This window comes from Acinetobacter sp. WCHAc060042 (assembly GCF_003231195.1).
In the GTDB taxonomy this organism is placed as follows: domain Bacteria; phylum Pseudomonadota; class Gammaproteobacteria; order Pseudomonadales; family Moraxellaceae; genus Acinetobacter.
The window spans coordinates 70482-88895 of sequence record NZ_QKVN01000011.1; the positions used below are offsets into that span (position 1 = coordinate 70482).

Below are 18414 nucleotides of genomic sequence, written 5' to 3' on the forward strand. Positions count from 1 at the left end.
TTAACGATTTTAAAGTCGCTGTCGTACCATTTCAAAGAAACAAATTGAACCTGCAATTGCCACATTAAGAGACTCTTGACCACCTGGTTGTGGAATGCTAACTGCTTGGGCATGGGCCAAAGCAAAATCAGAAACACCTTGACCTTCGTTACCTAAGATCCAGACACAAGCTTGGGTTAAATCTTTTTGATACAGGCTTTCAGCTTGATGTGAGCTGGTGACATACACTGGAATTTCAAAGCGCTCGAGTATATCTTCGATGGCAACGTTTTCATAGGTGTTGAGCGAGAAATGCGCTCCCATACCAGCGCGTAATACACGTGGCGACCAAAGTGATGCTGAGCCTTTGGTGCAGATCACTTGTTTAATCCCTGCAGCAGCTGCGGAGCGGAGGAGTGTACCGACATTACCTGGATCTTGAATATTTTCCAAAATCAGGGTGTCTAAGCTAAAGTCTACGCTTTGGCTTGAACTTGGTAAGTCTACAACTGCCAAGAAGGGCAAAGTGGTCCCCAATGTGCTTAAGTCTCGATACAGGCTTTCAGCAATGACAAAAACAGCACCTTCATATTCATCTAAAATATCGCAAATATCAGGGTGTTCGAGTGCATTTTCAGTGGTGAAAATAGAATTGAGTTTCTTCTTTTTTTCAACGCAAGCTAAGCCTAAGTGTGTCCCTTCAAGCACGGTTTGACCTTGCTTTTTACGGTAACTACTTTGTTCGATTAAACCACGCAGATGTTTAATCTTTGGGTTGTCTTTTGATTCAAGAAAAACGATTGACATGAGGGAGACTCGTGCGCATAACGCGTTAGATGGTTATGCGCATTTTAAAAAATTAGTTGTGGTAGCCAGTCACTAAATCGACTTCGTTTTTAGAACCAATAATCACAGGGACACGTTGATGTAGGTCAGTCGGTTGAATGTCTAAAATACGAACGCGACCCGTTGTAGATGCACCGCCAGCCTGTTCAATTAACATACTCATTGGGTTTGCTTCATACATTAAACGCAGGCGACCTGCTTTTTTCGGATCTTTGAGGTCGTATGGATACATGAAAATACCACTACGGCAAAGAATACGGTGAATATCGCCAACCATACACGCAACCCAACGCATGTTGAAGTCTTTCTCACGTGGACCTATTTTGCCTGCAAGAAGTTCTTCAATATAACGTTTTACTGGATTCTCCCAGTGACGTTGATTGGATGAGTTAATTGCATATTCTTTGGTATCTGCTGCTACTTGAATATTTTCAGAAGTGAGCAAGAATTGTTGAGTTTCAGGGTCGAAAGTGAAAAACACAGTACCTGCACCGACTGTTAACGCTAACATGGTGGATGGACCATAGAGCACATAACCCGCAGCAACTTGCTGGTTGCCTGCTTGCATAAAATCTTCAGCTTGAGTTACTGCATTTTTTGCAGGCAAGATTGAGAAAATAGTACCCACGCACATATTAATGTCGATGTTGCTTGAACCATCAAGAGGGTCAAATAACACTAAATATTTGCCATTTTCTTGTGCTGGGGTGAATTCATCTAATTCTTCAGAAGCTAAACCACCAACCTGTGGGTGTACTTTTAAAGCATCAATTAAATAGTCATTTGAAATCACATCTAATTTTTTTTGTTCTTCACCTTGCACATTTTCATTTTGTGCACTGCCCAAAACTCCTGCTAAGGCACCTTTTTGCAAAGCTTGATCAATGGTCTGGCAAGTGTTAGCAATTGTGCTAATCACTTGAGCCAATTCAGGCGTAAGATTTCCCGTTTGTTGTTCTAAGAATTGGGACAGATTGAGATATGACATAAGGGGGAAGGCTCCACTAAAACTTGAATACATAATAAAATCAACTTTGCGCTATATTTTAGTCGAGAACGAGGCAAAAGAACAATTAAACTCGACTATTTGCTGTGATTTTACCCTTGCAAGTCTCGTGGAAAGTGCTATGTTGATGAAAGGAACATCAGGTAAAAATAGGAGCACAACAATGACTACGCAAAAATTTGATGCGACTCCAACGCCGAGCGAAGGGATTACTCTAGATGACATTTCAGCGGATAGTGTAAAAAAAGCATGGCAAGATTATGAAGCCAAAGCTGAGTACAAAAAGTTCAATAAGCATGACATGATTGAGTCTATGCAACACGCTGAAGAGTCTGACCAAGATCCCAAGCCTGAACAAGTTTAGTCATAAAAAAAGCGCCCACGAAATTGAGCGCTTTTTTTATAGCTGAAGAAACGACTACTATTTTAATAGTGGCGGTACAGCTTCGTAGTTAATTTCTACGCGACGGTTTTCTTTCCATGCATTTTCATCATGACCGGCATTGATAGGCATTTCTTTACCATAGCTAACGGCTTCAAGTTGGTTTGGACTTACACCTGTAGTGATTAAGAAACTCTCAACAGCTTTAGCACGACGTTCGCCTAATGCCATGTTGTACTCACGTGTACCGCGTTCATCGGTATGACCTGTTAACGCTACGCGAGAGTTTGCATTAGCCATGAGGAACTGAGCATGTGCTTGCAAAGTTTGATAGTCTTCATTACTGAGTTCGCTACTATCGTAGTCAAAGTGAACAACACGTTTTGCTAAAAATGCTTTGTTTGCTTCAGTCACACCTTTTGCTGATGCACCTGCAAGATTTTGTGCATTTAATGCAGCATCTTCACTTAGACCTTGTGTGTTGACTGTGGTGGCACCATTTGGATTTTGACCCGCCTCAATTGTTGCTGCTGGTTTACGACTTGCACAACCAGTCATAACTAGAGCAGTTGCTAAAATAGGAAGGGCTAAAAGTTTGATTGATTTCATTCTTCATCTCCATGAAAACTGATGATTACTAAAAAAGACAGTTAAAAATTATTTAGGCGCCCAAGCGGGTTCGCGCACTTCACCTTGTTCGCTTGGAAGGTTCATACGGAAGCGTCCATCCAATGACATAATCGAGAGCAAACCACGTGAGCCTTCACGTGTGGCATAGACCACCATTTGTCCGTTTGGTGAAAAACTTGGTGATTCATCCAAACTGGTTGGCGTTAAAATATTGGTGACACTTGAGTTTAGGTCTTGAATCGCGACTTTATAGTTACTGCCACTTGGACGGTGTACTAGTGCCAGTTTTTTGCCATCGGCACTGAGTGTGCCACGTGCATTGAATGCGCCACGGAAAGTTAGGCGTTTATAGTTACTGCTGTCGAAGTCGTAACGATAAATCTGCGCAGAGCCACCACGGTCAGACGTGAAAATAAATGATTTGCCATCAGGAGCATAACGCGCTTCAGTATCAATCGCACTGTCATTGGTCATACGTTGTAACTGACGGGTTTCCAAGTTCATTTGGTAGATTTCAGGGTTGCCATGCATAGATGCCGTAAACAACATGCTCTTACCATCTGGTGAGAAACTTGGCGCACCATTAAGACCACGGAAGCTGGCAAGTTTTTCTCGTGTACCTGTAGAAAGGTCTTGAACGTAAATTGCGGGGCGTTTAGTTTCAAATGACACATAGGCAATTTTCTTGGCATCTGGAGTCCAAGCTGGTGATAAAATTGGATCACGTGACGTTAAGATCGTCCGAGGTTGCTCACCATCGGTATCGGCAATTTGAAGTGTATAGCGTTGTTCTGGCGTAGCTGGATTACGTAGTACATAAGCAATCCGTCCGCTAAAGTCACCAGGAATACCTGTAAGTGCTTGATAGATAGCATCACTAATCATGTGTGCGGCAGAGCGCACACGGGATGCTGGAACGGTTAATAATTCATTTAAAAGGTATTGTTGTTTCTGCACATCATAAAGTTGGTACTGGACTTCGAAACCGCCATTTGCAGCAGACTTAACTGTACCAGTCACCACATACGGTACACCAGCTGCCTGCCAGTTAGCTGCATTAGGTGTGTTCATACTGGCTGTTGCGGGTAGATTTTTTGAGGAACTGGTGAATTTTCCTGAGCGATTTAAATCCGTTTCAATAATAGGATAAAGACTGCTGTCATTGCTAAATGGCACGATTGCAATTTTCGGTGCTTCTTCAGGTGCTTTTGCAATTTCTAAATGAAGCTGGGCATGTGCTTGAGTCACTAAGACTGGGCTAAAAGCAGTTAAAATAGCTAGGCTAAGAAGGTGTTTACGCGTCATTTCCATCATTCGTTATTTACTCAAACAAACGTCTTTTATTGTGGATTTAATTGTTCTACATAATGGCATGATTTTCTAATATTGAAAGCATGAAATTATGATTGATCTGTTATAACACTGTGAAAAGTGAGTACGAATTAAGTGGTTTAAGCGTAAATAGGAAAAGGAATCACCCGATCAAGGTCATAGATGTACGGAAACGGTTATGGAATAGCTGAAACATCAAATAATTTTGATGTGTAAAGTTGACGTACTTTTAGGTCATAGAACGCTACAAAAACTTCATATTGTGCTCAAAATAAATATCCCCTGATTTTGTTCAGGGGATATTTTTATTTTGCAGTAAATGATGAAGTAAAACTTTGAGCTTGTCTGCGCGCCTCTGGGTCTGATGGCATAGGGTAGGGTGCAGCAGAACGAACCGCGGCTTCAACACTGGCTTTCATGTCTGGGTCGCTAGAACTCACAATGACGGACCGCACAGTACCATTATCTGATAGCGTCACACGTGCTGTCGCTGTTTTCCCACTTGAGCCGGCAGGGGTATCCCATGCACGCTTAATTTTATTTTCAAAGTCTCGTTTTGCCGTGGACGCAATTTGTTTGGCCTCAGCTTTCTTTTGTGCAGCTTCTTCGGCAGCCTGTTTTGCAGATGAAGCACGTGCTTCTTCAGCCGCACGCTCTTTTGCTTCGGCATCGGCTTTACGTTTTGCATCAGCGGCAGCCTTGGCTTTTTCTGCATCTGCTTTGGCTTTTGCATCCGCCGTAGCTTTAGCTTTATCCGCATCGGCCTTACGTTTCGCATCAGCGTCGGCTTTGGTTTTCGCTGCATCTGCTTTAGCTTTAGCATCGGCATTTGCCTTGGCTTTATCGGCATCTGCTTTAGCCTTCGCATCAGCGGCGGCTTTTGCTTTGTCCGCATCGGCTTTACGTTTTGCATCAGCGGCAGCCTTGGCTTTATCTGCATCCGCTTTGGCCTTTGCATCCGCCGTAGCTTTAGCTTTATTGGTATCAATAATTTGTTGCTGCTTTTTAGCGAGATCAGCTTTCTTCTGTGCTTCAAGCTTCGCTTTTTGTACAGCTTCCGCTTTTTTCAATGCTTCTAAGTTTGCTCGGTGTTTTGCATCTGCTTCAGCTTTTGCGGCAGCATCCAGTTTGGCTCTTTCAGCAGCTTTCGCTTGTTCGGCAGCTCGAGCTTCGGCACGCTCTTGCTGTGCTTTAAGTTTTTCAGCTTCAGCCTTCGCACGTGCTTCTAACTGCTTTTGCATTTCTGCTTTACGCGCTGCCGCTTCAGCGGCTTTGGCATCCGCAGCTGCTTTTTGAGTATCGACCTTTGGCACAACTGGTGTTATAGGTGGGGTTGGAATAACAGGTGCAGGCTCTACAGTGGGGGGAGCCGTTTGTGTGATTTCTTTGGCTACATTTTCATGTGCTGTTTCAGTAAACTTTGTTTCTTCAAGCGTAACAGGCTTTAAGTCCTCGGGTTTAATCAGAACAGTCTTGATTTGCTTCGGTGGCTCAGGTGGTTTACTCATACCAAGATAAAGTAAGCCAACAACAGCAATCACATGGATACCAAAGGTAAATCCAAGCGCGATGGCTTTTTGTTTAAAAGGTGGCTTTTTAAAATCTTTCATAAATTACTTTAATGGCTCTGTGAGTAATCCAACTTGGGTGAGGCCCGCTTCTTGTAGACTGTTCATAAGTGACATGACTTCGCCATAAGAGCGAGACTGTTCACCTTCTACAACAACAGTTAAAGTTTTGTTTTCAGCCTGAGCTTGTTGTTGTGCTTCACTTAAAATAGACGTCAATTCAGATAAAGCCAAAGGTTCAGTTGAACTATGCGTTTTATATTTAAGAAAATAGCGACCTTCTTTATCTAAGCTGACCATTGCAGGTGCATCTTTTGATTCAATAGGATTGCCATTGGCTTGTGGCAGATCGACATTGATGCCACTGGTAATCATGGGTGCAGTCACCATGAAGATGACTAATAATACGAGCATGACGTCAATATATGGGACGACGTTCATCTCACTTTTTAGTGGTTTTTTAATGCGCTCGAAGCGTCCTGAACGTTGAATTGCCATTAGTCATGTTCCTTAGTTTCACCCAAAGACTGACGTTGTAATAACGCAACCATTTCCTCTGCAAATAAAGCACGATCGGAGTAAACCGTTTCGCCTTTTCCTGTGTAATGGTTAAATGCCAATACTGCGGGAATAGCAGCAAATAAACCAATCGCTGTAGCAATGAGTGCTTCAGCAATACCTGGTGCAACTGTTGCAAGGGTGACTTGATCTACGTCAGCTAAACCAATGAACGCATTCATGATGCCCCACACGGTACCAAATAAACCGACATAAGGGGCAACAGAACCAATGCTGGCCAAAGCACCTAAGCCTTGTTCAAGTTGGCTTTGGTCACGACTTAGCCCTACACGTAAAATACGTTCTGTACCTTCAATGGTTTGTGCTGGTGCAGCATTGCGTTTTTTTAGTTTTAAAAACTCCCCCAAACCTTGATAGAAAATGTCCTCAAGGCCGACACGTTTGGAGTTAAGTTGCGCATTGTTATATAGCGTATTCAGCTCAGCACCCGACCAAAAAATTTTTTGGAAATGCTCATCGTCTGCCTGTGCTTTTTTATAACTCATGTGTAACTTGGCAATCAGATACCAGCTAAACAGCGAGGCCAAAAGTAAAGCCAGCATTATCAGTTGTACGACAGGGCTTGCTTGTAAAATTAGATCTGAAACTTGAAGAGATGATTCGAGTTGAGTTGCCATAGTTACTACATGTGCCAATAATTTTTTTAGTCTTGTCCTAATTCCTTCAGAATCAGGTTACGAATTTCATCTGGCAGGCGACGTGGTTTCATTTCTGAACTGATACATGCCAATTCGACTTCGCCAGATGCAAGCATGATTTCACCACGATAAATATTTTGTTGCAACACAAATGACGTCGCCTTACACGAAACAACACTTGCTGTAACAGTAATTAAATCATCCATTAAAATTGGACGTGAATATTTCACATTAATTTTGTGTACTACAAAATTATAGTCTTTTTGGTGCCAGTAATGGTCTACACCCGCAGCACGTAGCCATTCGGTACGAGTACGTTCCATAAAGCGAATATGATTGGCGTGGTAAACAATGCCACCTGCATCGGTATCTTCAATATAGACACGAATGTTGAATTCGAATTTATTCGCCATGAGGGTATTCCGTTTTATTCAGTTTATGAATTGATTTTAAGTTCCTTGACGCTTTTATATTCAAGTATACAGCCTTAAAATTTAGATACGTCAAGTGGAGTAACGGCTCGAAGTTTAGCAGTTTGAGATTTCACTCCAATGGCACAAGGTGTCAAATATTAGGGTTCCTGATCATACAACTATTTCACTGTGTAACTATAGGTGGCATTAAGCACATTCTAGTTGAGAAAGTAGCTTTTATTTTTGGTGATGGGGACGTATTTGAATTCTTTAACTCGGCTGTATGCACATATATGTCTTTACCGCTGTGTATAAAGAAGCAGTTGTCTTGGCTGCTTATATTGGTGCAACATACCAAGGGTATGGGGTCTATTGCTGAAGATTTATCATGATTATCACATGAAGACAGTGATTATCACGTGGTAGTGTCATCTGTATTTGATCGCGTATCGCTTGAAAATATTCAGTTTATGCGATGCAAATTGTATAATTTTTTTAAATAATCCAAAAATGTAAGTGTTTATAGATGTTATGAGCAACGCCAACCAACCTACACCATCGCAACTTATGTCCGTGATTCAGACGCAAACGTCTATCGCAAAACTTGGTTTGGATCTCAACGCAGTCATGACATTGGTTGCTGAACAAGCACAGCAAATCACCAATGCAAAAGGTGCTGTAGTCGAGCTTGATGAAAATGGCGATATGGTGTATCGCGCTGTATCTGGTGGAGCAGCCCACTTACTTGGGCTACGGCTTCATAAGCTCAATAGTTTGTCTGGCTTATGTGTAGAACAAAACACGACTTTGTATTGTACCGATAGTGAAAATGATTCGCGTGTGGATCGTGAAGCATGCCGACGAGTTGGGCTGAGGTCAATGGCTGTAGTACCGTTAACTCATTGTGGTGAAGCGGTGGGCGTGCTAAAAATTTACTCTGAAGATGTAGAAGCATTTCAAGAAAGTGATTTGCAACTCTTGAGCTTGATGTCAGAGTTAATTGCCGCAGCAATGTACCACGCCACTAAGTTTGGTGCACAGGAGTTATATAAACTTGCGACTCAAGACCACCTGACGGGTTTATCCAATCGTGCATTATTTTTAGATTATTTAAGACAAGGCGTGCTACAGGCCAAGAAACACGGAAAGCATATTGGTGTTTTGATGATTGATATGGATGGATTAAAAACGATCAATGATCAATTTGGTCACCGTATGGGAGATGTCGCGTTAAAAGAAATTGCACATCGCATCAAAAACAATATAAGACAAGAGGATTTAGTTGCACGCCTTGGCGGTGACGAGTTTGCAGTAATACTCAGCAGTGTTGCGAATAGAGATTTAGCTACATCAGCGATGAATAGAATTGCTGAAGCGTGTGGGCTGCCTTTTCGCTTTGAACAATTAGATTTAAAAATAGGGGCGAGTGTCGGACTTGCAATCTACCCCGAGGATGCTTTGGAAATTGATCCTTTAATTGAGTTCGCGGATCAACAAATGTACCTGCAAAAAAAGCAACGTAAAAACATGCAATAAGTTGCTTCTCATCGTAAATTAAAAAGCGCTTATACTTAGTTAAGTATTTGATAATATGCTAATTTTTGGCTTTGATGTATAGCTCTTACTGTCAAACACAGAACAGCGAATGTAGTGGCCCCATTTAGCTAGTAGCTCAGTTCGCTGTTCTTTTTAAGATGACATCATGTTTTTATTTGTCTTTGGGTTCAGGTGGGGTCAGTCCAAACTGTAAATATGCCATATTGGTGGCGATACGCCCCCGAGCGGTGCGCATCACATAACCTTGCTGGATCAAATACGGTTCAATCACATCTTCAAGCGTACCTGAGTCTTCAGCCATTGCTGCTGCTAAAGCTTCTACGCCCGCAGGCCCACCATCAAAACGCTCAAGTAACATACTCAAATAACGACGGTCTAAAGTATCTAAACCGTCTTTGTCGACATTGAGCATATCGAGTGCACGTTGCGCCATATCTTGTGTCACTTCACCTGTACCTTTGACTTGCGCATAGTCACGGACTCGACGTAGTAAACGGTTGGCGATACGCGGTGTACCACGAGAACGACGTGCAATTTCTGCTGAACCTTCTCGCGTAATCGGTACATCCATCAAATTGGCTGAACGAGTCACAATATGCGTTAAGTCCGTGACCGAATAGAACTCAAGGCGTTGCACAATACCAAAGCGATCACGAAGAGGAGAAGTAAGTAAACCTGCACGTGTGGTTGCTGCAACTAAAGTGAAAGGAGGTAGGTCGAGTTTAATGGAACGAGCCGCGGGACCTTCACCAATCATAATATCGAGTTGGTAGTCTTCCATCGCAGGGTACAGAATTTCTTCAATCACGGGGGAAAGACGATGAATTTCATCAATAAATAGCACATCACCTTCTTCAAGGTTGGTCAGCATGGCTGCCAAATCCCCAGCACGTTCTAGTACAGGGCCCGAAGTCGACTTGAGGTTTCCACCCATTTCACGGGCAATAATATTGGCCAGTGTAGTTTTACCCAGTCCCGGTGGACCAAAAATTAAGGTGTGATCAAGGGCTTCACCACGACCACGGGCTGCACCAATAAAGATTTCCATTTGTTCACGAACCACGGGTTGACCGATGTAGTCATCGAGTGAGGTCGGGCGGATTGCGCGGTCGATATGATCTTCGGGTTTTTCGGAACCACCGATGAGACGGTCTTGCATATAGTTAAATCAATCTCTGGCTGAACTTTCGAGGCACAGCCTCAAATTATGATTTGTGTTTAGGTACCATTGTGTAGGCATTGCCTTACTTTTGAAAGATCAAAATGAGGGCTTTTAAATATATTTAAAAGTCCGCAAGTAAATCTTGTGTTGGATTGAGGATATGTCCTTATATCCCAATCCAACATGGCGACATCCATGTCGCCTTCGTGTATCCAATTTAGGTGTATTGGTGTGTCTATTTGAATTATTTATTCATGGATTTGAGTGCGGCGCGGATGATGTCGCTCGCCTCAGTAAAATCACCTTTTGCAGCATTGACCAATTTCTGTGCTTCTAGAGGTTTGTACCCTAAAGACTGCAATGCAGCTTCGGCTTCTGCAACGGCAGAGTTGCCTGTGAACTGGATTTGTTCAACGGTTGAGTTGCTTGGCGCTGTGCCTGAAGACATCGCTTTAAAGCGATCACGTAGCTCAATCATCAAACGTTCAGCGGTTTTTTTACCCACGCCCGGTACTTTAACCAGAGTATTGATATCTTCATGTTCGACAGTATGAATGAGCATATCGACACTGAGTGTGGACAGAATACCTAAAGCCATTTTAGGGCCGACACCGTTGACCTTTAACAGCGTGCGAAAAATGATTTTTTCTTGTTGGTGCAGGAAGCCATAAAGTAGTTGAGCGTCCTCACGCACGGCAAGGTGTGTCCATAAGGTAATTTTCTGGCCTTTTTGTAGTTGGCAGAAGGTCGTCAGTGGTGTATCAATTTCATAACCGACACCATTTACATTTAAAAGTACGGTGGGTGCTTCTAGTGCGAAGACTTCACCAATAAGACATCCGATCATGTTGTGTGATTCACTTTTTTATCAATGGTTGCATAGTAGTGAGCATTGCGCAGAAAGGCAAAAGACTCACGGAAAATTGAGTTCGGATTGATGGCTTTATCATCAAATTGGATGCTGATGAGAAGTTTAAATCAATCCTGCTTTATTACCTTGTAATTCCTGAGACAAGTTATAGGCTTGGTGGTCTGAAAACTTAGAAATAATATCTAAGACCTGCATGATATTTTCATAATGGTTACTGCCAAAGTGTGCACCAGAACGACATAAAATAGCCATTAAGCGCTGCTCTTTAAAACTTAAGGTTTTATGTGGTGTAGTGAGTGGAATAAAGGCATCTAAAATATTTTGCAAACTTTGATGAGCAATAATTTCCAAACCAGCTTTTTGAGGGTGTTCAAATATTTTATCGCGGGCTAAATCCTTCGCACGGTTAATGCCTAACTCAATATCAGCAGCACAGTATTGCAATAAACTGCCAGCCAGTTGTCCACTTAAAATTTCAAAATGATGCTTGGCAAAAGCGGATGTGACTTCTTCAACCAGACGTTTCATCACCCGTCCGCGTAACGCTGCAATTTTTTGCTGCCACGTGGTATCTGGCATAGAGAGTTCTACTGGCGCACTATATTCACCAAGTAAGCTTAAAAAAATCGGTTCAACTTCTTCATAAGACAACATGTTTAAAATGATGCCATCTTCAAGGTCAATCAGGGCGTAGCAAATATCATCTGCTGCTTCAAGTAAATAAGTCAGTGGATGGCGACAATAATGATATTCACCCAGTTGAATCAGTCCGAGTTGCTCTGCGATTTGTTGCAGGATTTCTTTTTCTGCTTGATAGCAGCCAAATTTGGCACGTTTACTGGCTGGGGTATCGCCTTGTGATTCGATGGTTTTCGATAGCCACGGATATTTTAAGTAAGCTCCCAATGTTGCATAGGTTAGACGCATGCCACCATCATTAGGATGATAGTCAATTTTAGTCAGTAGACGCAGACCTTGGGCATTGCCTTCAAACTGACGCACATCAGCTTGTTCCTCTGCGGAAAGTTTCTCCAAAAAGTTGCCGTGTGATGCATCATCAAACCATTCACGAATGGCATATTCACCTGCATGACCAAACGGTGGGTTCCCAATATCATGTGCTAAACAAGCCGCTTGAATAATGGCTCCAACATCGGCAGGGGAAATCCACATTGGTAGTTCGTCTTTGATTTTTTCCGCTGCGAGCATGCCGAGAGAGCGCCCAATGCAGGAGACTTCGAGTGAATGGGTTAAACGAGTATGAATGCCATCGTGTTGAGTTAGTGGATGGACTTGGGTTTTTCGGTTCAGTTGGCGAAAACTTTGGGAAAAAATAATTCGGTCATAATCTTTGTGAAATGGGCTGCGTGCCAATTCTGTGTTTTGTTTTTTACTTCCAATACGAACTGTTGAGAGCAGTTCTAACCAACGCATTTGCATCATTTATCGTTATTCAGTGAGTTATTGGCTTCATCATGCCAAAAAAGTGTGACGAGCTCTAGAGGGCTGCGACATAAGTTGTCTTTTAATTTATGCGGTATTAAATTTTTATCAATAGAGCATCTTAAAGCAGTCCTGTTTGTTCTCAAGGAGGCTGTCGACTTCGTTATTTGTAGCTCGAATATCAATTGACAATGGTTTTTAGAATCGAATCAAAGCCTAAAACTCGGGCATCTTGGAAATTTATCCCTTAAAACATTTGTTACTAATCATGTTTGATTTTTAAAGTCAAAGTAAATTGATCTTTTAAAACAAAGAAATCTCACTTTTTTAAGTCGTAGACGACTAGCTGATTTTGGCAATACACAGTAGAATATGCGCTCTCTTCAAGTCACATTGAGGTAGGTTGTCTAGACCTGCCCGTGGAGCCAAAAACAGCATGTTTATCGTTGCCGGTGCACCTGCACACTCTTCTTTTAAGCAAACACAACTTTTAACACGTCTATCGTCTATTAGTTCTGTTCAATCAATAGAAAGCCAATGGGTTTACCTTTTCGACCAAGCGCTCGACGAGCAACAACAGCAATCTGCTTTGCAGCTATTAAATGATGGCGCAACCTTCCAAGTTCGCCAAGCGACAAGTGATGAAGTTCAAGTCCTTGTGACGCCACGTGTAGGCACAATTTCGCCGTGGTCATCAAAGGCAACGGATATTTTTGCCAACTGTAATACCCCGATACACCGCTTAGAACGCGGTGTTTTGTTTACTTTAAAAGGTATTTCTGAAGTATCGGATGCAGTAAAACAAGTTTTACATGACCGTATGACTGAAAGTGTGTTCAATCAAATTGAAGACGCTGCTGCATTATTCTCTGAAACTGCACCAAAGCCTTTAAACGCAATTGACATATTAGGTCAGGGTAAAGACGCTTTAGTGAAAGCAAACTCTGAGTTTGGTTTTGCGCTATCTGATGAAGAAATTGATTATTTGGTTGCTGCTTTTAACAAGCTTGGCCGTAATCCGCACGATATTGAACTAATGATGTTTGCTCAGGCAAACTCAGAGCACTGTCGTCATAAAATCTTTGGTTCTGAATGGACAATTGATGGTGAAAAACAGCCATTGTCATTGTTCCAAATGATTAAAAACACCTATAAAGAATCACCAACAGATGTATTGTCAGCATATAAAGACAATGCTTCAGTGATTGTTGGTTTTGATACTCAGCGTTTCTATCCGAAGAAAGATGAAGCGACTGGTCACCACGTTTATAAGTATAAGAGCCAAGCCGCTCACATCCTCATGAAAGTGGAAACGCATAACCACCCAACAGCGATTGCGCCATTTGCGGGCGCTGCGACCGGTTCAGGCGGTGAAATCCGTGATGAAGGCGCAACAGGTCGTGGTGGTAAACCAAAAGCAGGTTTAACAGGCTTTACGGTTTCAAACTTAAATATTCCGGGCTTTGAACAGCCTTGGGAAGAAAACTACGGTAAACCATCTCGTATGGCATCGCCACTTCAAATCATGATTGAGGGGCCTTTGGGCGGTGCTGCATTCAACAACGAGTTTGGTCGTCCTGCGTTAAACGGTTACTTCCGTACTTTTGAGCAAAACGTGAATGGCGATGTGAAAGGCTTCCATAAGCCAATTATGATTGCTGGTGGTTACGGTAACATCCGTCCAGACCACGTGGAAAAAGATGCGATTCAACCAGGCGATTTACTGATTGTTCTTGGTGGCCCTGCAATGCTGATCGGCCTTGGTGGCGGTGCGGCATCTTCTGTGGACAGCGGTAAACTCGGTGAAAACCTAGACTTCGCTTCTGTACAACGTGAAAACCCTGAAATGGAACGTCGTTGCCAAGAAGTGATTGATGCATGCTGGCGTATGGAAGACTTCAACCCAATCGTGTCTGTGCATGACGTGGGTGCAGGTGGTGTTTCAAATGCAATGCCTGAACTGGTGAATGACCACGAACTGGGCGCGATTCTTGATTTGCGTAAGATTCCATCGCTTGAGCCGGGCATGTCTCCAATGGAGATCTGGTCAAACGAAGCGCAAGAGCGTTATGTGTTGGCGATTCGTCCAAGTTCTTTAGAACTATTTGAATCATTATGTGCGCGTGAACGTTGTCCGTTTGCTGTTTTAGGTGAAGCAACTGAAGCGCGTCAATTGACGGTGAACGATCCATTGTTTGACAATAAAGCCGTGGATATGCCAATGCAAGTCATGCTAGGTGGCACACCTCGTATGAGCCGTTCGTATGAAACGATTGAACGTCAAGGCGATGACTTTGATGCATCTAAAGTTACAGATTTGAAAGATGCGATTTACCGTGTACTTAAAAACCCAACGGTTGCATCGAAATCATTTTTGATCACCATTGGTGACCGTTCAATTACAGGTATGGTTGCACGTGATCAGTTCGTAGGCCGTTGGCAGGTTCCTGTTGCAGATGCAGCAGTGACGACAACAAGCTTACAAGGTTACACAGGTGAAGCAATGGCTATGGGCGAACGTCCCCCCGTTGCGTTGTTAAATCCTGCGGCATCTGCGCGTTTATCAGTTGCAGAGTCGATCTCAAATATTATGTCTGCAAAAATCGACCAGATCAGTGACATTAAATTGTCTGCAAACTGGATGGCGGCGGCTGGGCAAAAAGGTGAAGACCAAGCTTTATTCGAAGGTGTAAAAGCCATCGGTATGGAAATGTGTCCTGCACTCGGTATTGCAATTCCAGTGGGCAAAGATTCATTGTCAATGCGTACTACTTGGAATGATGAAGGCGAAGACAAATCGGTGACTTCACCGATGTCAGGGGTAATCACAGCCTTTGCTCCTGTGACTGATGTGCGTAAAACCTTAACGCCTGAATTGAAAGACGAAGAATCAGTACTGGTTCGTATTGATCTTTCTAAAGGTCAGTTCCGTCTAGGTGGTTCGATCCTTGCTCAGGTTTATAAAGCGATTGGTTCAGTGACACCTGATGTGGATAGTTTTGATGACTTCAAAGCTTTCTTTGCCTTGGTTCAGGACTGGAACAACCGCGGCTTAATTAAGGCTTACCACGACATCGGTGATGGTGGCTTACTTGCAACTGTTGCGGAAATGATGTTTGCAGCACGTCTCGGTGTGGCTTTAGAAGATCAATCAACTGAAAGTCTATTTGCAGAAGAAATTGGTGCAGTGCTTCAAATCAGCGCATCTGATTGGGCAACACTTGCAGACGAAGTTTTGGCATCTACATTACGTGATGCAATTGCGGTGATTGGTAAGGTAAACAATACTGATCAGTTGACTGTAAATGGATTAGTGCTTGAACGTGCAGATTTGCAAGTGGCGTGGACTGAAGTGTCACATCAGATTCAACGTCTACGTGATAACGTGGAAACAGCGGATCAAGAATTTGCATTGATCACGGACAAATCACATGCAGGTATTATTGCAAAACCTACATTTGATTTGAATGAGCCAATTGAAGCACCGTACATCAACGAACGTCGTCCAAACATGGTGATCTTACGTGAACAAGGCGTAAATGGTCATGTTGAAATGGCTGCGGCATTCGACAAAGTTGGTTTTAACACTGTAGATGTGCACATGAGCGACTTACTTGCAGGTCGTATCAGCCTAGATGACTTTGAAGGTCTTGTGGCATGTGGTGGTTTCTCTTACGGTGACGTTATGGGTGCTGGTGGTGGCTGGGCGAAATCAGTTTTGTTCAACCCAAAACTTCGTGACCAATTTGAAAAATTCTTCAACCGTGACGAAACGTTCTCTCTTGGTATTTGTAACGGCTGTCAAATGTTGTCGCAATTGGCTCCACTGATTCCGGGTGCTGAAGCTTGGCCGCGTTTCCATCGTAACACTTCTGAGATGTTTGAAGCACGTGCAGTTAACGTTCGTGTTGAAAAATCGAACTCTGTATTGTTAGAAGGTATGGAAGGTTCAATCCTGCCGATTGCAGTTGCACATGGTGAAGGTCGTGTGGTGACAAGCGCGGATAACTTGGCTGCATTAAATACAGGTCATCAAGTGATCTTGCGTTATGTTGATAGTCAAGGGAATCCAACTCAACACTATCCAATGAACCCGAATGGTTCGCCAGAAGCGATTTCAGGTGTTACATCGAAAGATGGTCGTGCAACGATTATGATGCCGCACCCTGAACGTAACTTCCGTGCTGTACAGCATTCATGGAAGCCTGAAGAGTGGACTGAAGACGGTGCATGGTTACGTATGTTCCGCAATGCACGTAAGTTCATTGGTTAATCTGAAGTCAGTGTTTTAAAAGCTACCTTCGGGTGGCTTTTTTATTGAAACGTCTTTTTTTTAAATTTTTATTTCTCCCGCTGATGTTGGTTTAGATTTTGCTTTTATATTTGTGTGAAAGTGATATTGTGTAATAAATGCACAAATATCATGCAAAATAGAAGAAAGATGGATTACTAAACAATTTCAGTATCAACACTCATGTATGAGGTGATGACATGATTAAAACAGTTACATACGAAGCAGTCGATAAGTCTGCTTTGCGTAAAAAAGGATGGAAGTTGTTTGCTGTGATTTTGAGCTTGCAATTGATCTTTTTGATTTTGGGTTATGCGTTGCAGATGTAATTTAGAGAATGAAGAAACCGCCGTGAGGCGGTTTTTTTAATAGAAAGATATTACTTTTGAAACATAAAGAATCTATTTCTGTAAGGGAATAGAAATACTTGGTCAGGCTGATGGAGCGGTTTTGTTTGACAGTCTGACGCGTGACATCTATGTCGCTAGTTATGTAATTGAATTTAGTCTTTGAAAATGTTTTCGTAAAAATATATAAAATCATCATGAACTTCATAATCATCATGAGATGAATTTTGAGCTTCTGCGAACCATGAGCCATCAGATAATTTTTTAACAAATCCAAAGCTGATGAGATCCATATTTGGTAATGGCATGCTAATTATTTTTTCAGAAGAATTTACGCTGAACTCGGTATATAAATTTTCGATTAATGTGATTAAATAATTATTGAGCTTAGTAATAATATACATATATTTATCAAATTCTTGCTTTGAGATTTCGAGTCCTTTAAAAAGAAATGTCGCTCGCCCTATCATTCTTGCTTGTTTTTCTAGGTAGGTTTGATCAAGTATTCCTAAAACTTCAAGTCCTAATTCTAAATTGTCCTTGTCTTTAAAAAACTTTTCGATAAATCCAACATTTATATTTTCTGCTTCTTGAATAAAAGCGAATAATTGTTTTTGTTCTTTCAAAGTTCGAAATTTAGTATAGCTTTCAATTGAACCTGTAATTAAAGATGAAAAAGGGATAGATTTAATTGTGTCTTCTAGCAGAGTAGTGGCTGTTTTAAAGATAATTTCATCTGCTAGGTTCTCAGCTGTTGTTAAAGCAAGTTCACGGGCAATATTTTTATTAGACATAGCTACAGTCGATCAATATGATTAATTCGATATTAATAAAATATACATTAAAGCGCTATGCTCAAACTCATCTACTATGTTCCCGAATCTCACCTTGAATCCACCAAACTTGCCATTTTTGAAGCAGGGGCTGGTGGCATAGGAAACTATGAACACTGTGCTTGGCAGGTTCTAGGTACAGGCCAGTTTAAACCTGTAAAAGGCGCAAATCCGTTTATAGGTGAGTTGGATGCTTTGGAGAAAATTCCAGAGTGGCGGGTGGAAACCATTGTTCCAGAGGAAAAGGCATCTGCTGTGGCAAAGGCTTTAAAATTTAGTCATCCCTATGAAGAACCCGCTTTTGAGTTTATTCAGATGGTCGATGTACTTTAATGATGAACCTAAAAATATATTTGATACACGTTAACGGCATTCGCAACTGTTTGAGGCAGGACTTAATTTATCAGATAAAGTTTCTGCGACTAAATTGATAAACGACGGAATAGAACGAGTTTTGCGAATGACAATGGTTTTGTCTACTTTTCCCGAAAGAAAAGTAGGTCGAACCGAAGGTTAATCCTGAAATTAAAACTTTAA

17 protein-coding genes are annotated in these 18414 nt (G+C 42.1%); 5 read left to right on the top strand and 12 right to left on the bottom strand.

The window, feature by feature from the left end; genetic code table 11:
* Positions 1-9: 9 nt before the first annotated feature.
* Entirely contained in the window at positions 10-786 is a 777-nt protein-coding gene (locus tag DPG01_RS06725) for a TrmH family RNA methyltransferase (protein WP_110974575.1), read from the bottom strand.
* 52 nt (positions 787-838) lie between these two features.
* Positions 839-1813 (bottom strand): class 1 fructose-bisphosphatase, encoded by a 975-nt coding sequence (locus DPG01_RS06730; RefSeq protein WP_110974576.1) that lies wholly within the window; start codon positions 1811-1813, stop codon positions 839-841.
* Between the two features lie 181 nt (positions 1814-1994).
* On the opposite strand from DPG01_RS06730, the gene DPG01_RS06735 reads away from it, so the two are divergent.
* A complete protein-coding gene (locus tag DPG01_RS06735; protein ID WP_086208288.1) occupies positions 1995-2195 on the top strand; it encodes an NF038105 family protein in 201 nt (66 codons plus the stop codon).
* 57 nt (positions 2196-2252) lie between these two features.
* On the opposite strand, the gene pal is transcribed toward DPG01_RS06735, so the two are convergent.
* From pal to ybgC, 6 genes are all read right to left on the bottom strand, one after another.
* Positions 2253-2822, bottom strand: a complete 570-nt coding sequence (pal, locus tag DPG01_RS06740; RefSeq protein WP_110974577.1) for a peptidoglycan-associated lipoprotein Pal — start codon at positions 2820-2822, stop codon at positions 2253-2255.
* Positions 2823-2870: 48 nt separating this feature from the next.
* A complete protein-coding gene (gene tolB, locus DPG01_RS06745) occupies positions 2871-4154 on the bottom strand; it encodes a Tol-Pal system beta propeller repeat protein TolB (protein ID WP_162622327.1) in 1284 nt (427 codons plus the stop codon).
* A gap of 326 nt (positions 4155-4480) precedes the next feature.
* A complete protein-coding gene (tolA, locus tag DPG01_RS06750) occupies positions 4481-5785 on the bottom strand; it encodes a cell envelope integrity protein TolA (protein WP_110974579.1) in 1305 nt (434 codons plus the stop codon).
* Between the two features lie 3 nt (positions 5786-5788).
* Entirely contained in the window at positions 5789-6241 is a 453-nt protein-coding gene (gene tolR / locus DPG01_RS06755; protein ID WP_086208284.1) for a protein TolR, read from the bottom strand.
* Entirely contained in the window at positions 6241-6939 is a 699-nt protein-coding gene (gene tolQ / locus DPG01_RS06760) for a protein TolQ (protein ID WP_086208283.1), read from the bottom strand. The genes tolR and tolQ overlap by 1 nt, the downstream gene beginning before the upstream one ends.
* Before the next feature lie 26 nt (positions 6940-6965).
* Entirely contained in the window at positions 6966-7373 is a 408-nt protein-coding gene (gene ybgC, locus DPG01_RS06765) for a tol-pal system-associated acyl-CoA thioesterase (protein WP_086208282.1), read from the bottom strand.
* Positions 7374-7904: 531 nt separating this feature from the next.
* On the opposite strand from ybgC, the gene DPG01_RS06770 reads away from it, so the two are divergent.
* Complete coding sequence (locus DPG01_RS06770) at positions 7905-8909, top strand: sensor domain-containing diguanylate cyclase (RefSeq protein WP_086208281.1); 1005 nt, start codon at positions 7905-7907, stop codon at positions 8907-8909.
* A gap of 172 nt (positions 8910-9081) precedes the next feature.
* On the opposite strand, the gene ruvB is transcribed toward DPG01_RS06770, so the two are convergent.
* From ruvB to DPG01_RS06785, 3 genes are all read right to left on the bottom strand, one after another.
* Positions 9082-10089, bottom strand: a complete 1008-nt coding sequence (gene ruvB, locus DPG01_RS06775) for a Holliday junction branch migration DNA helicase RuvB (protein ID WP_110974580.1) — start codon at positions 10087-10089, stop codon at positions 9082-9084.
* Positions 10090-10336: 247 nt separating this feature from the next.
* Positions 10337-10939, bottom strand: a complete 603-nt coding sequence (gene ruvA, locus DPG01_RS06780) for a Holliday junction branch migration protein RuvA (RefSeq protein WP_004693861.1) — start codon at positions 10937-10939, stop codon at positions 10337-10339.
* A 126-nt stretch (positions 10940-11065) separates the two neighbouring features.
* Complete coding sequence (locus DPG01_RS06785; RefSeq protein ID WP_086208278.1) at positions 11066-12406, bottom strand: deoxyguanosinetriphosphate triphosphohydrolase; 1341 nt, start codon at positions 12404-12406, stop codon at positions 11066-11068.
* Positions 12407-12842: 436 nt separating this feature from the next.
* Between DPG01_RS06785 and purL the strand changes: the two genes are divergently transcribed.
* Both purL and DPG01_RS19015 read left to right on the top strand, forming a co-directional pair.
* The gene (purL, locus tag DPG01_RS06790; RefSeq protein WP_110974581.1) at positions 12843-16679 is read left to right on the top strand and encodes a phosphoribosylformylglycinamidine synthase; all 3837 of its coding nucleotides are present in this window, start codon (positions 12843-12845) and stop codon (positions 16677-16679) included.
* A gap of 218 nt (positions 16680-16897) precedes the next feature.
* Positions 16898-17026, top strand: a complete 129-nt coding sequence (locus DPG01_RS19015) for a KGW motif small protein (RefSeq protein ID WP_004693854.1) — start codon at positions 16898-16900, stop codon at positions 17024-17026.
* 173 nt (positions 17027-17199) lie between these two features.
* On the opposite strand, the gene DPG01_RS06795 is transcribed toward DPG01_RS19015, so the two are convergent.
* Positions 17200-17838, bottom strand: coding sequence for a hypothetical protein (locus DPG01_RS06795; RefSeq protein WP_110974582.1), 639 nt, complete (start codon positions 17836-17838; stop codon positions 17200-17202).
* A gap of 57 nt (positions 17839-17895) precedes the next feature.
* Here DPG01_RS06795 and DPG01_RS06800 point away from each other — a divergent pair, with 57 nt between their 5' ends.
* On the top strand, positions 17896-18210 hold the full coding sequence (locus DPG01_RS06800) for an NGG1p interacting factor NIF3 (RefSeq protein ID WP_110974583.1): 315 nt from the start codon (positions 17896-17898) through the stop codon (positions 18208-18210).
* The last annotated feature ends 204 nt before the right edge of the window (positions 18211-18414 follow it).